Genomic DNA, 12,832 nt, shown 5'->3' on the forward strand with positions numbered 1-12,832 from the left:
ACCTAAGAATAATGTTATGGTATGTTATATTGTAACAACTTAATCTGCAATCAATCTTGCCATGGAGTGCATTTTTTTACGATAAGTTGCAAATGTTGCTGAATAAGCAAGGAGTCGTATGGCTATCATAATTAAACATGCCTGCGTTGTTAATGAAGGACAGCGCGGATCACAAGATATAAAAATTGTTGGTAAACGAATAGTTCAAATCGCTACAGATATCACAGCTAAAGTGAATGATCAGGTGATTGATGCAAACGGTTTATTGCTGTTACCCGGCATGATCGATGACCAAGTTCATTTTAGAGAGCCAGGCCTAACCCATAAAGGTACAATTGCCAGTGAATCGGCCGCTGCTGTGGCCGGTGGCATTACCAGCTTTATGGAAATGCCTAATGTTTCACCCTCGACCACCACAGCAAAAGCCTTGGCAGATAAATACGCAATAGCGGCGCAAACCAGCTCTGCGAATTATGCATTTTACTTTGGCGCAACCCCTAATAACCTCGATGAAATTAAAGCCCTTGATGCCAAAAAGGTATGCGGCGTTAAAGTGTTTATGGGGGCATCAACAGGTGATTTACTGGTTGAGCATCCTCATGCTCTTGAGGCCATTTTTCGCGAAAGCCCTGTACTTATTGCAACCCATTGTGAGCAAGGTGAAGTGATTCAACAAAATCAGCGCCGTTTAGAAAAACGTTATGGCGAGTTACAAATAGAACATCACCCGTTAATTCGTGATGAATTAGCGTGTTATGCATCTTCATCGTATGCCGTGTCGTTGGCAAAACGCTATGGCTCGCAGCTGCATGTTTTACACCTTACAACAGCAAAAGAGTTGGCGCTATTTAGCAACGCACCCATAGAGCAAAAGCACATAACTGCCGAAGCTTGCGTGCATCATTTGTGGTTTAACCAAGATGATTACGCAAACTATGGCAATCAAATTAAATGTAATCCGGCAATAAAATCAGAGCAAGATCGCCAAGCGCTACTCGCAGCAGTGCGCGATGGGCGCATTGATATTATTGCCACCGATCATGCACCTCATACTTGGCAAGAAAAGCAGCAACAATACAGTGTTGCACCAGCAGGTCTCCCATTAGTCGAGCATGCGTTATTATCGTTACTTGAGCAGGTAAAACGCGGTGCGTTAAGTCTTGAGCAAGTCGTTGAAAAAACGGCGCATAATGTAGCAAAGCGATTTGCTATCGAAGAGCGGGGCTTCATTCGTGAAGGTTATTTTGCTGATTTAGTCCTAGTTGACCCAAACGCTGAAAAGCACGTCGAGCACACAAATACACGTTATTTATGCCAATGGACTCCTTTTAATGGCACCACTTTTTCACACCGAATTACACATACCTTTGTAAATGGAGAGTGTGTGTTTGATGGCACACATGTTTACCCGCATAAGCAGGCCGCTATGGCCTTAATATTCAATCGTTAAAAAGAAGTCGATATGCAATTACCGGATATTACCTCGCACTCTAATGTAGATTTTCAGTCGCCTTTGAAATGGGTTGGCATGGAAAAAATTGCACTGCCTTTAAAGCTTGCACAACCTCATGTTGATGTACATCTTCATGCCAAAGCGGATGTGTTCGTTAGCCTTGATAGTAATGCAAAAGGCATTCATATGTCGCGTCTTTATTTGTTACTAAATCAGCTATTGGCAAAACAGAACTTAACGAGTCAGGGTGTTAACGAGTTTATGAATGCTGTTTTAACATCACAAAAAGGCTTAAGTAAAGGCGCAAAACTGGTGCTGCATTTTGATTTACCACTGCTTAAACCAGCACTCCTTAGCGATAATGCAGGTTACAATGCTTACCCTGTTGTTTTAACAATTACTAAGCAGCAATCGCTCACTATTAACTTAAAGGTCGATATTGCCTATAGTAGTACTTGCCCATGCTCTGCAGCATTATCAAGGCAGCTTTTGAGTGAGGCGGTCGATAAACAATTTAGCGATGCCGCTATTGATAAAGCATCTTTACTTAATTGGCTTGCAAGTGCTCAGGGCTCAATAGCAACGCCGCATAGTCAGCGCTCTTATGCTTATATAGATGTCACTTTTAGTAATGAAAAGCTGCCTGATCTGAGTGCTTTTATTAGTACCTGTGAGCAAGCTATTGGCACTCCTGTGCAAACCGCCGTAAAACGTGAAGATGAACAAGCATTTGCAGCCCTAAACGCGAAAAATTTACTATTTTGTGAAGATGCAGCAAGGCGATTAAAACAACGCCTCGAAACTATGCCGAGTATTGCTGACTACCAATTTAAGGTTGAGCATCAAGAAAGTTTACATGGCCACAATGCAGTGGTTCATGAGTCTAAGAATTAGATCTCATAACCTTAAGTGTTTACAAATTTTGACAAAGATAGTCGCAAATCATTGCTATTAATAAAAACAAGGTGAATGATATGCCTACCAAAAATATTATAAAAAAGGATGACTATGCGTTTTAAATTTATTGCTGCAGTGGGTATTGCTGTCGCAAATGTTGCCGTTGCCGACGAAGGCATGTGGCAACCTCATCAACTGCCAGAACTTGAATCAGTCTTAAAAGCGAAAGGCTTGAGTATTGATGTAGAGTCAATTTCAAAACTGACTGAGTTCCCGATGAATGCGGTAATTAGCCTTGGTGGTTGTACGGCTTCGTTTGTATCACCAAAAGGTTTAGTTGTAACAAACCACCACTGTGCCTACGGTTCGATTCAATATAACTCGACCACCGAGAACAACATTTTAGAAAATGGCTTTTTAGCAAAAAAGCACAATGATGAAGTGCCTGCAGCCCCTGGCTCTCGTGTTTATGTAACCGAGGAAGTAGTTGAAGTAACTGATAAAGTAAACCAAGGGACTGAACAGCTAACAGGTAAAGCACGCTTTGATGCTATTCAAGCAAATGAAAAAGCACTTGTTAGTGAGTGTGAGAAAGACGAGAGCTACCGCTGTAATGTGTATACTTTCCACGGTGGTCTTGAGTATTACCTGATCAAATCGCTAGAAATTAAAGATGTGCGTTTAGCGTATGCACCCGCTATGGGCGTCGGTAAATACGGCGGTGATATTGACAACTGGATGTGGCCGCGTCATACCGGTGATTTCTCGTTCTATCGCGCGTATGTAGGTAAAGATGGTAAGCCTGCTGAATATTCAGAAGATAACGTGCCATACCAAAGTGATGCGTTTTTAAAAGTAAGTGCTAAAGGCGTACAAGAAGGCGATTTTGTGATGGTGACCGGATACCCAGGCAGCACAAACCGTTACCGTATTTCGCCTGAAGTTGACTATGTATTTAACACAGCTTACCCATTAGCGCGTAAATATAACTCTAAATATGTCTCGTTGATTGAAGAAAATGCGCCAGAGGGTTCAGAGGCACGAATCGCTTATGAAAGCACGATTGCTGGTTACAACAATTACATTAAAAACTATGGCTCAATGATTGAGAGCTTTAACAAGGGTTCAATGTATAGCCGCAAGCAACAATTCGAAAAAGATCTCACTGCGTGGATCAATGAAGATAGCGAGCGCAAAGCTAAATACGGACATGTACTCGCTGATTTAACGACACTAGTTGCTGAGTCTCAAGAGCATAACCAGCGCGACCGCATGTTAGGCTACGTACACCGTTCACAAATGATGTCATCGGCACGTATGCTGTATCGTTTAGCCTATGAAAAACAAAAGCCAGATGCTGAGCGTGAAAGTGGTTATCAAGAGCGTGATATGCCACGCATTAAGTCACGTTTAGAAAGCATGAGCCGTCGTTACGACGAAACTGTAGATAAAGCTATTTTACTGTACTTTATTGAGCAATATGCCGCATTACCAAACGATGAGCGAGTTGCTGAGGTTGATAAGGCGCTTGGTTTAACAAACGGCTTTGATAAGCAAGAACAACAAGCCTTGCTTGATGATATGTATGCTAAATCGGTTCTTGCAGATGAAAGCAAACGTTTATGGATGGCAGGCCTTGACCTTGCTCAGTTAAAGCAAAGTAGCGATCCATTTATTCAATATGCACATGCTGTTTTTGCTGTTACTAAAGACATGGAAGATTCTAAAAAAGAACTGGCTGGTAAACAGCAAGCCGCTCGCCCTGCATTAATGGAAGCAATCATTGCTTACAACAAAGCACTTAATAAGCCGGTTTACGCGGACGCTAACAGCACCTTACGTGTAACTTACGGTACGGTAGGCGGCTACTCCCCGCAAGATGGCTTAGTGGCAACCCCCTTTACATCTTTAGAAGGACTGCTTGCTAAAAACACGGGTGTTGAACCATTCAACTCACCAGAGAAACAAAATGAGTTGATTAAGCAAAAGCTTTATGGCGATTACACTGGCGGTATGAACACTGTTCCGGTTAACTTTTTATCAAATGTAGATACCACAGGTGGTAACTCAGGCTCTCCAACGTTAAACGGTAATGCTGAGCTCGTTGGTTTGTTATTTGATGGTGTTTACGAAAGCATTATTGGTGATTGGGATTACGATGAAAACTTAAATCGCTCAATTCACGTTGATTCACGATACATGTTGTGGGTGATGGATAAAGTTGATAATGCTCAAAACCTACTTAAAGAGATGACTATCGTTAAGTAATCTAAGTTTAACATTAATTTAAGTATTAAAATGCCAGTCTAACAGACTGGCATTTTTGTTTTTATAAAAATAAAAACATTAAATTTCATAAGGTTGAAAAATATTTATAAAAATTAATTTTTCTTAAGTTTTATTTAAGTTTCGCTCGATAAATTTTACACATAACCTAAGTGGAGCGAACAATTATGCTTTCAGTCAAGCAATCACATCAAACTCAAGTTCAAGAGCCTGCCTTTGTTTGCACGCGTGAAGGAGGTCAATTCCGTGATCGTCTTGAGCGTAATATCAAGCAAGGTTTTGCTGCAGCTTATGATGCGAAAATTTCGCAGTTCATGCCGCTACTGTGTGAGCTTAATGTTGATGATGAAGTATGTACGTTAGGTCTTCGCTCTGCATCACAAGCTTTGTTTATTGAACAATACCTCCCTGCGTCTATTGAGCACTTTGTCGGTGCCAAGCGTGAGCACATTTTTGAGCTAGGTAATTTATGCTCAACGCATCGAAAAGCCACCTTGGCACATTTTGTTTTGATGAACGAAGCACTCTATCAAGCAGGGGCAAAATATTTAGTATTTTGTGCAACCCGCAAAGTGAGAGCACTATTAAAAATGCTGGGTGTAAATTGCAAAGAAATCGGTGTTGCCAATGCACACGCATTACAAGATCCAGCAAGCTGGGGTAGCTATTACGACAATCAACCAACCATTTGTGTGGTTGACCTAAACGAAGCACATCAACGGGTATTAAATACCCCCGTTTTATTCAATATCAAACAGCAATGTTTACAGTCATCCCTTGAATTGGCTGTCCATTTGGAGGTGTTATGAGCTGGTTAACACAATTACCGCATAAGGATAGCGATACCTTGATGGTTTGCCATCAAAGTGAGGGGGGGCGCTCACTAACTAAACAAGAGTTTACTGAACAAGTGACTCGTTTGCTGCCTACTTTGGCAGAGTTTGATGCTCAAGGCGTTGCTTATCAATTAGATAACACGCCTGCTTGGTGTGTTTTAGAAGCTGCGCTTAGCGAGCTTAATAGAGTGGCGATTCCACTACCAACGTTTTTTACAGCGCAGCAAATAGCGTTTGGTTTGCAAAACAGTGGGGCAGGGCTATTTGTATGCGACCATGCTTACGAAGGCGAGGATGCTAAATTAGTGGCGTTAGTGGATGTGTGTAAGCATTACCCTTTATATGTATATCAATTGAGTAATACACAACCTGTGCCTTATTTTGCTAACACACAAAAGATTACCTTTACCTCAGGCTCAACGGGTACACCTAAAGGGGTGTGTTTATCCCTTGAGAGTCAATTGCAAGTGGCAACATCACTGTATCAAAGCATAGGTTTAGAAAAACCAAACCATTTGTGTTTACTGCCGCTAGCGGTTTTGCTTGAGAATTTAGCTGGTGTGTATGCACCGCTATTAGCGGGTGGCACGGTTAACTTAGTGCCTTTAGCGGAACTTGGTTTTTCTGGTGCGCAGCTACTTGAACCACATAAATTAATAGCCGCAATTGAACGTACTGAGCCAAATACCCTTATTTTAGTGCCAGAACTACTAACGTGTTTAGTGGCTTTTGCAAAGCAAGGCTGGCAAGCACCTAAAAGCTTAAAGTTTATTGCCGTTGGTGGCGCGGTTGTAAGCCAAGCACTTATTAAGCAAGCCCGTGAGCTCGGTTTACCCGTTTATCAAGGCTATGGTTTATCTGAATCTTCATCAGTGGTGAGTTTAAACACGCGCGATGATGATGACATCGACACCGCAGGGCGAGTACTTAAGCACATTCAATATAAAATTGAAAATGGCCAGCTTTATATCAAAGGTTCATTGTTTTTGGGTTATTTAGGTCAAGCTGCACAAAATGCTGACGATTGGTATGCAACCGGTGATCTGGTCACTGAGCAAGCAGGCCGCTTGGTTATTCAAGGGCGTTTGAAAAACCAGCTGATCACCAGCTTTGGGCGCAATATCAGCGCTGAGTGGCCAGAGTCGTTATTGCTTAGCCACAGCCAGGTTCAGCAAGCGGTGGTGATTGGCGAAGGCCAGGCATTTTTAGCCGCGCTTATCTATGCAAATCAAGCGATGAGTGACGCTGAACTTGCTGCTCATATTACGGCACAAAACGCGCAACTACCCGAATACGCACAGATCAGAAAATGGCATCGAATGGCAGAGCCTATGAGCCACACGCAAGGCTTATTAACCAGCAATAACCGCCCTAAACGCGATGTTATTAACCAATTTTTTGCTACAGAGATTTCAGCACTTTATCAAGAGGCAACGAGCATGAGTCAATTTTTCAATACATTACAAACTGAAACACAAAAAGAGCGCGACTACCTTTTAGCTGCACCGATTATTAGCCGTGTTTTTAAAGGTGAAGTGAGCCTGAGTGAATATGCATCGTTCTTAACGCAAGCTTATCATCATGTTAAGCACACAGTCCCACTATTAATGGCCCTAGGTGCAAAGCTTACCGATAAACAAGAGTGGCTACGCGAAGCTGTTGCAGAATACATCGAAGAAGAGCTAGGCCATCAAGAGTGGGTGTTAAATGATATTGCAGCATGTGGGTTCGATAAAGAGCTGGTGCGTCATTCTCGCCCACAGTTTTCGACCGAGTTAATGGTGTCGTATGCTTATGATGTAATTAATCGTGGCAATCCTTTGGCATTTTTTGGCATGGTTCATGTTCTAGAGGGTACCTCGATTGCATTAGCCGATAATGCAGCAGGGCAAATCCGTGAGGTTGTAGGTTTACCTAAAAAGGCATTTACCTATCTTACTTCGCACGGTGCACTTGATATTGAACACGTGAAGTTCTTCGAAAATCTCATGAACAAAATTGATAACGAGGACGACCAGCAAGCCATCATTCACGCCGCAAAATGTTTTTACAAACTGTACGGCAATATTTTCCGTGACCTTGATACTGAGCCTTTCTTTAGTGAGGCTGATTTGGAGCAGAGCGCATGAATAGCCCAGTATGTGTGCTAACCGGTGCTACAGGCGGCATTGGCCGGGCTATTGCCCTTCGCCTTGCAAAAGAGGGGTGGCGTTTATTGCTGGTAGGTCGAAATATTAAGCAACTTGCCGCACTTAAATTGGAGTGTGGTAATGAAGCGGAGTACTTTCAGGCTGACTTAAGTAACAGTGAATCTCGCGATGAACTTGCCAAGTTTGCTCAGCAACTAGGTGGTGCAACGCTACTTATCAATAACGCGGGCGTTAACGTGATGCAGGGCTTTAGTGAAATCAGTGAGCAGCAAATTGAGCACTTATTAAATATCAACCTGCATGTGCCAATTAAATTGTGTCAATTGTTCTTACCCCAAGTCACTTTCAATAAAGGCACGATTGTGAACATAGGTTCATCGTTTGGTAGTATCGGCTATCCGTATCAAACCTTGTACTGTGCTAGCAAGTTTGGCTTAAGAGGGATGACCGAAGCCCTTGCCAGAGAGCTTAGCCACAGCGATGTGAAAGTATTATATTTAGCGCCTCGTGCAACCGATACCGCGATTAATTCGCCACAAGTACGGGCGATGAATAAAGCGTTGGGTAACACCATGGATCCACCAGAAAAAGTGGCGGATGCTTTATTAGATTTAATTAACTCAAAAAAGCGTCGCCGTTTTATCGGCTTTCCAGAAACATTATTTGCTCGTATTAACGGCGCATTTCCATCTCTTGTTGATAACGCAATAGCAAAACAACTTCCTAAAATTAAAAGTTTTTTTGCGAACTAAATTGATTAAGGTGAATGATTATGACTAAACTAAATTTTAAAGCCCTAATGATGTTAGGTGTTATCATGGCTACGCCTGCAAAAGCCGACTTTAATAGCGATTTAAGTTCGGTGCAGAAGCAGTGGGCAGTGGTTAATTACGAATTAGTTGACGATGCGCAGTTGGATGCATTTGAAAAATTAGCGAGCGAAACCGCAGAGTTTACAAAAGCGAACGACCAGCAAGCTGCAAGCCATATTTGGTATGGTATTGTGCTATCGAGCTATGCAGGTGCGAAAGGCGGCTTAGGTGCGCTTGGTCTTGCAAAAGATGCGAAAGCGCAATTCGAAAAAGCACTAAGTCTAGATCCAAAAGCACTTGAAGGTTCAGCGTATACCAGTCTTGCCACCTTATACGGTAAAGTGCCGGGTTGGCCAATTGGTTTTGGTGATGACGATGAAGCGAAGAAACTGTTTAAACAAGCGCTTGAGCTGAACCCGCGTGGTATCGATAGCAACTATTTATATGCGTCATTTCTATATGATGAGCGCAAATATAAATCAGCTAAAGAATTTTTATTGGTTGCTCAGCAAGCGCCTGCGCGTCCTGATAGACCAAAAGCAGACCTTTACCGCCAACAAGAAATTACTGAACTATTGGCTAAGGTAGAGAAAAAAATAAAGAGATAAGTTATGCATTTATTGCTCGTTGAAGACGATCACTTAGTGGCAGAAGGCCTATGCCGTTCTTTGCGTCAACAAGGTTATAGTGTTGAACATAGTTCGACCGTTAAGTCAGCGATGCAATGGCTGCAAAACGATGAAATTGAGCTGGTAGTCCTAGACTTAGGACTACCAGATGGTGATGGCATCGACATTCTAAAGCACATCAAAAAGCACCGTAAAAACCTGCCTGTGGTGATTTTAACTGCTAGGGGGAGTATCGACGATAAAGTGATGGGACTCGATTTAGGTGCTGATGATTATCTTGCAAAACCGTTTGATCCCGCTGAGTTATTTGCACGCCTTCGGGTTGCCAGCAGGCGTCTTACCCAAGCACAAACTAGCACTTTAAAAGTCGGTGATGTTGAAATGGACACCGCAGCTTTTACCGTGAGTTTTCAAAAAGAGCCGGTGAACTTGCCGCGTAAAGAGTTTATGTTACTCAAAGCGTTGCTCGAAAATCAAGGCCGCGTGCAATCAAAACAGCAGTTAGAGAATAAGCTCTATGAGTGGGGCGAAGAGGTGGGGTCAAATACCATCGAAGTACATATTCATCACTTGCGTAAAAAATTCCCGAAAGAATTTATTAAAACCCTGCGCGGTATTGGTTATGTGGTGGGTAAACGCTAGTGTCAATCCGTAAAAGACTGACCTTACTTATCTTGTCGATGGTGATCTTAACCTGCTTTTTGGCTTTTACTAAAGGTTACCGTGAAAGCATGAATCAGGCTGAAGCACTGCTTGATAACGAGCTAGTTACGCTGGCGCATGTCTTGATTGAACAACCTCTAAGTAAAGAAACTCCTGCCTATACAAGTGATTTACCGCAGTTATTATTTCAGGTGTGGGTTGATGGTAGCTTGGCTTCAAGCTCAAAGTCATTGCAGCATAATCCAATCAATAAAAGTCAGTGGCAAACTGGGTTTAGTGTTGAGAATCTGGCAGGGCAACGAGTCAAAGTGTATCGTTTAAGTGAAGGCAATAAGCGGGTGCTTATTGCTGAGCCTCTAAGTAAGCGTGTGGCACTAACCGAAACCGTGATTTTGTCGGCCATGACGCCGCTGTTATGGAGCGTGCCAATTCTAGCAGTGCTTATTAGTGTTTTTGTAAAACAAGGGCTTGCGCCACTGACTCGATTATCTAATCAATTAAAACATCGTCAAGCAAATGACTTTACGGCGATTCCTTGGCAAACCCCAGAACAAGAAATTAAACCTGTAATTAGCCGCTTAAACGATTTATTTAAACGTGTTGAAAGTGCCTATTTACGAGAACGCTTTTTCGCTTCAGATGCGGCCCATGAACTACGCACGCCGCTCAGTAGTTTAAAAATCAATGTACATAATTTACTCGCTCAGGGGATTGATAGTGTAGAACTTAATGCGATGGAAAAAGGGGTTGATAAACTAAGTAATATTGTTGAACAGATGTTGATTTTAGGGCGTACTTATCCAGAGCAATGGCAGGCACAATTTAGTCCTGTATCGGTGTTAGAAATTAGCCAGCACGTTGTCGCACAACTTTATGATCGTATAGACGAAAAAGAGCATAGCATTAGCATTGATGGTGATGACTTTGTTATTGCTGGAGATGAATTCACCTTAGTCACTTTGTTTGGTAATTTACTGAGTAACGCCATAAAATATACCCCAGCTGTGGGAGAAATAGGTATTACTCTGAAAACCGAAAATAATCGTTTTATCTGGCAAATTGATGACTCGGGTCCAGGTATTGATGAAGCTCAAAAGCAGCGCATTTTTAACCGTTTTTACCGCGTGGGTGGCGATAAACACCCATCCGGTGAGCAAGGAGCTGGGCTTGGTATGGCTATTGTCGAACATATAGTATCGATTTACAACGCTGATATTGCACTTGCTGATAGCCATCTCGGTGGTTTACGAGTGATCGTCTCCTTTATGCAAGGAGAGGTTAGTGAATAAATGGATTCTGGCACTTTCTATGTTGCTACTATGTATGTCGTCTTGGCTCGCCTATGCCAAAGAGTACAAGTTGATCTTAAAAGATCATCTATTTTACCCCGCTGAAATTAAAGTACCTGCCAATAAAAAGCTACGACTCTTAATCGAAAATCAAGATGATACTCCGGAAGAGTTCGATAGTTTCGACTTAAACCGTGAAAAAGTACTTTACCCTAGCCGCACGAGTGTCATTTATATCGGCCCGTTAAGCCCTGGCCGATATGATTTTTTTGGGGAGTTCTCGCCTAATACTGCCCGAGGAACTGTTGTTGCTACGGAGGTAGATAATGCTGATAACTAGTTTACTGATGAGTATTAATCAACTTCTGCCCGTGGTGATTTTAGCTGTGTTATTGAGTTTGATTGTGCCTTTAAATCAACGCCAGCTCAGTATTTATGCTGTCTTTGGTATCCTCGTGAGCCTAGTGTTCGTGCAAGGCGCTGCGTGGGTGAGCCAGTTATTTGACCATCGTGGCTTAGAGTTTCTGCAAATGCTGCTATGTGTCATGGTTTATGTTGCCGCGTTAATTAGCTGTCAGCAGCGTAGTCATGCAGCAGCGGTCGCATTGATTGCTACCATGACCTTGTATTTAAGCCATTACATGATTTATTTAGTGAGTTTTTGGCATAGCAAAGACACCGCAGAGCCTTTAATACTCGGTACCTTTTTAGGTGTTGGTATTTGTATTAGTTTTGGGGTGTTACTGTTCTTTTTGCTTGAAAGTATTGTTAGACGTGCTGGCGTGCAGTCTTTGATTGTGTTGTTAGCTTTAAATGCAACGGCAAAGTTATTGGTACTTCTTGATTTAGCAAGTCAGGTCGACTTAATTGACGTGACCGCAAATTATTTAGATTGGCGTGGGTTTTTAGTCGAAAACTCAGAGCTTGGCCGTGTATTAAAAGCTTTAGCAGGCTACGAAGCAACACCCAGTAAAACTGCGCTTTGGGTATATGTGATTGCAGCAGTTACATTTATCGCCTTGGTGCGTGTTTTAAAAATTAAAAAGATAGAGGAGCCAGTATGCGGTTCTTAATTATTAGCTTAAGTTGCTTGCTATTAGCAGGCATTAGCCAAGTCGCGTATGCCGATGGTATGGTGGTTGATAAAGTATATCACCCCTATGTGCTTCCCTTTGAGCGAGAAGTTGAATGGCGACTTGTATCAAGGCAAACTGATTCAGGTAATGTGCTGGCTCAGCGTGCCGGTTTTGGTGGTGCAATTAACGATACTATGAGTTTAGAGGGGTATGTAGTAGGAGAGCGTGATGACAATGGTGATTTTGGTCTCGCTTCTTATGAGCTTGAACTGCGTTGGCAGCTAGTAGAGCAAGGTCGCTTATGGGCAGATTGGGGCGCATTATTTGAGCTTGAAAAACAGCACACTTTAGATGCATATGAAGCGACAAGTGGTTTTCTGTGGGAGAAAGAGTTTGGCCGCACCAGCTTAACGTTGAATGCTTTTTTAGTTTATGAGTGGGGAGCTGATATTGAAAATGAATGGGAAAGCGAGTTTCGTGCCCAGTATCGCTATCGCTACCGCTCTGAGTTTCAACCCTCTATTGAAATTTATGCGGGGGAAGACTTTTTCGGCATAGGCCCCGGTTTTATTGGTTTGCATCGCTTTAGTCCTAAGCATCAACTAAAATGGGAAGCGGGGTTCATAAGTGAATTAACTCAATCAGGCAAAGATCATAGTTTTCGTTTAGCACTAGAGTTTGAATTTTAATTGTCGATAGTATTTGACTTATCTTCTTAACTCTATATAGTGGGCCCCAGCT

The 12,832-nt window shown here is 42.4% G+C and carries 12 protein-coding genes and 1 pseudogene; all 13 read left to right on the plus strand.

Features of this window, described 5'->3' with window-relative positions; all coding sequences use genetic code 11:
* Positions 1-118 precede the first annotated feature (118 nt).
* Positions 119-1,450 carry a dihydroorotase gene (locus tag L3V41_RS08190; protein WP_237115509.1) on the plus strand — a complete coding sequence of 444 codons (1,332 nt, stop codon included), beginning with the start codon at positions 119-121 and terminating at the stop codon, positions 1,448-1,450.
* A 12-nt stretch (positions 1,451-1,462) separates the two neighbouring features.
* On the plus strand, positions 1,463-2,347 hold the full coding sequence (folE2, locus tag L3V41_RS08195) for a GTP cyclohydrolase FolE2 (protein WP_237115508.1): 885 nt from the start codon (positions 1,463-1,465) through the stop codon (positions 2,345-2,347).
* Between the two features lie 114 nt (positions 2,348-2,461).
* Positions 2,462-4,618, plus strand: a complete 2,157-nt coding sequence (locus tag L3V41_RS08200; protein ID WP_237127528.1) for a S46 family peptidase — start codon at positions 2,462-2,464, stop codon at positions 4,616-4,618.
* Positions 4,619-4,803: 185 nt separating this feature from the next.
* Positions 4,804-5,445 carry a thermostable hemolysin gene (locus L3V41_RS08205; protein ID WP_237127529.1) on the plus strand — a complete coding sequence of 214 codons (642 nt, stop codon included), beginning with the start codon at positions 4,804-4,806 and terminating at the stop codon, positions 5,443-5,445.
* 41 nt (positions 5,446-5,486) lie between these two features.
* Positions 5,487-6,437, plus strand: a pseudogene (locus L3V41_RS08210) (AMP-binding protein); the annotation flags it as partial.
* A 474-nt stretch (positions 6,438-6,911) separates the two neighbouring features.
* Complete coding sequence (locus tag L3V41_RS08215) at positions 6,912-7,601, plus strand: iron-containing redox enzyme family protein (RefSeq protein WP_209438168.1); 690 nt, start codon at positions 6,912-6,914, stop codon at positions 7,599-7,601.
* The gene (locus L3V41_RS08220; protein WP_062567799.1) at positions 7,598-8,374 is read left to right on the plus strand and encodes an SDR family oxidoreductase; all 777 of its coding nucleotides are present in this window, start codon (positions 7,598-7,600) and stop codon (positions 8,372-8,374) included. Before L3V41_RS08215 ends, L3V41_RS08220 begins: the two co-directional genes overlap by 4 nt.
* Positions 8,375-8,421: 47 nt before the next feature.
* Positions 8,422-9,042, plus strand: coding sequence for a hypothetical protein (locus L3V41_RS08225; protein ID WP_237115698.1), 621 nt, complete (start codon positions 8,422-8,424; stop codon positions 9,040-9,042).
* A gap of 3 nt (positions 9,043-9,045) precedes the next feature.
* Positions 9,046-9,705: a response regulator transcription factor gene (locus L3V41_RS08230; RefSeq protein ID WP_062567797.1), complete on the plus strand. Its 660-nt coding sequence runs from the start codon at positions 9,046-9,048 to the stop codon at positions 9,703-9,705.
* The gene (locus L3V41_RS08235) at positions 9,705-11,015 is read left to right on the plus strand and encodes an ATP-binding protein (RefSeq protein ID WP_237127530.1); all 1,311 of its coding nucleotides are present in this window, start codon (positions 9,705-9,707) and stop codon (positions 11,013-11,015) included. Before L3V41_RS08230 ends, L3V41_RS08235 begins: the two co-directional genes overlap by 1 nt.
* 19 nt (positions 11,016-11,034) lie before the next feature.
* On the plus strand, positions 11,035-11,355 hold the full coding sequence (locus L3V41_RS08240) for a cupredoxin domain-containing protein (protein ID WP_062568161.1): 321 nt from the start codon (positions 11,035-11,037) through the stop codon (positions 11,353-11,355).
* Entirely contained in the window at positions 11,342-12,088 is a 747-nt protein-coding gene (locus L3V41_RS08245; protein WP_062567795.1) for a hypothetical protein, read from the plus strand. Before L3V41_RS08240 ends, L3V41_RS08245 begins: the two co-directional genes overlap by 14 nt.
* Positions 12,076-12,780: a hypothetical protein gene (locus L3V41_RS08250; protein WP_062567794.1), complete on the plus strand. Its 705-nt coding sequence runs from the start codon at positions 12,076-12,078 to the stop codon at positions 12,778-12,780. Before L3V41_RS08245 ends, L3V41_RS08250 begins: the two co-directional genes overlap by 13 nt.
* Positions 12,781-12,832 lie beyond the last annotated feature (52 nt).

Source organism: Pseudoalteromonas sp. L21, from assembly GCF_021728035.1.
GTDB lineage: Bacteria > Pseudomonadota > Gammaproteobacteria > Enterobacterales > Alteromonadaceae > Pseudoalteromonas > Pseudoalteromonas arabiensis.

Bases quoted from the DNA above. Each gene is read 5' to 3' on its own strand.
- L3V41_RS08220 (WP_062567799.1), top strand. From the start codon at position 7,598: ATGAATAGCCCAGTATGTGTGCTAACCGGTGCTACAGGCGGCATTGGC.
- L3V41_RS08240 (WP_062568161.1), top strand. From the start codon at position 11,035: ATGTTGCTACTATGTATGTCGTCTTGGCTCGCCTATGCCAAAGAGTAC.
- L3V41_RS08225 (WP_237115698.1), top strand. From the start codon at position 8,422: ATGATGTTAGGTGTTATCATGGCTACGCCTGCAAAAGCCGACTTTAAT.
- L3V41_RS08200 (WP_237127528.1), top strand. From the start codon at position 2,462: ATGCGTTTTAAATTTATTGCTGCAGTGGGTATTGCTGTCGCAAATGTT.
- folE2 (WP_237115508.1), top strand. From the start codon at position 1,463: ATGCAATTACCGGATATTACCTCGCACTCTAATGTAGATTTTCAGTCG.
- L3V41_RS08215 (WP_209438168.1), top strand. From the start codon at position 6,912: ATGAGTCAATTTTTCAATACATTACAAACTGAAACACAAAAAGAGCGC.
- L3V41_RS08190 (WP_237115509.1), top strand. From the start codon at position 119: ATGGCTATCATAATTAAACATGCCTGCGTTGTTAATGAAGGACAGCGC.
- L3V41_RS08250 (WP_062567794.1), top strand. From the start codon at position 12,076: ATGCGGTTCTTAATTATTAGCTTAAGTTGCTTGCTATTAGCAGGCATT.
- L3V41_RS08245 (WP_062567795.1), top strand. From the start codon at position 11,342: ATGCTGATAACTAGTTTACTGATGAGTATTAATCAACTTCTGCCCGTG.
- L3V41_RS08230 (WP_062567797.1), top strand. From the start codon at position 9,046: ATGCATTTATTGCTCGTTGAAGACGATCACTTAGTGGCAGAAGGCCTA.
- L3V41_RS08205 (WP_237127529.1), top strand. From the start codon at position 4,804: ATGCTTTCAGTCAAGCAATCACATCAAACTCAAGTTCAAGAGCCTGCC.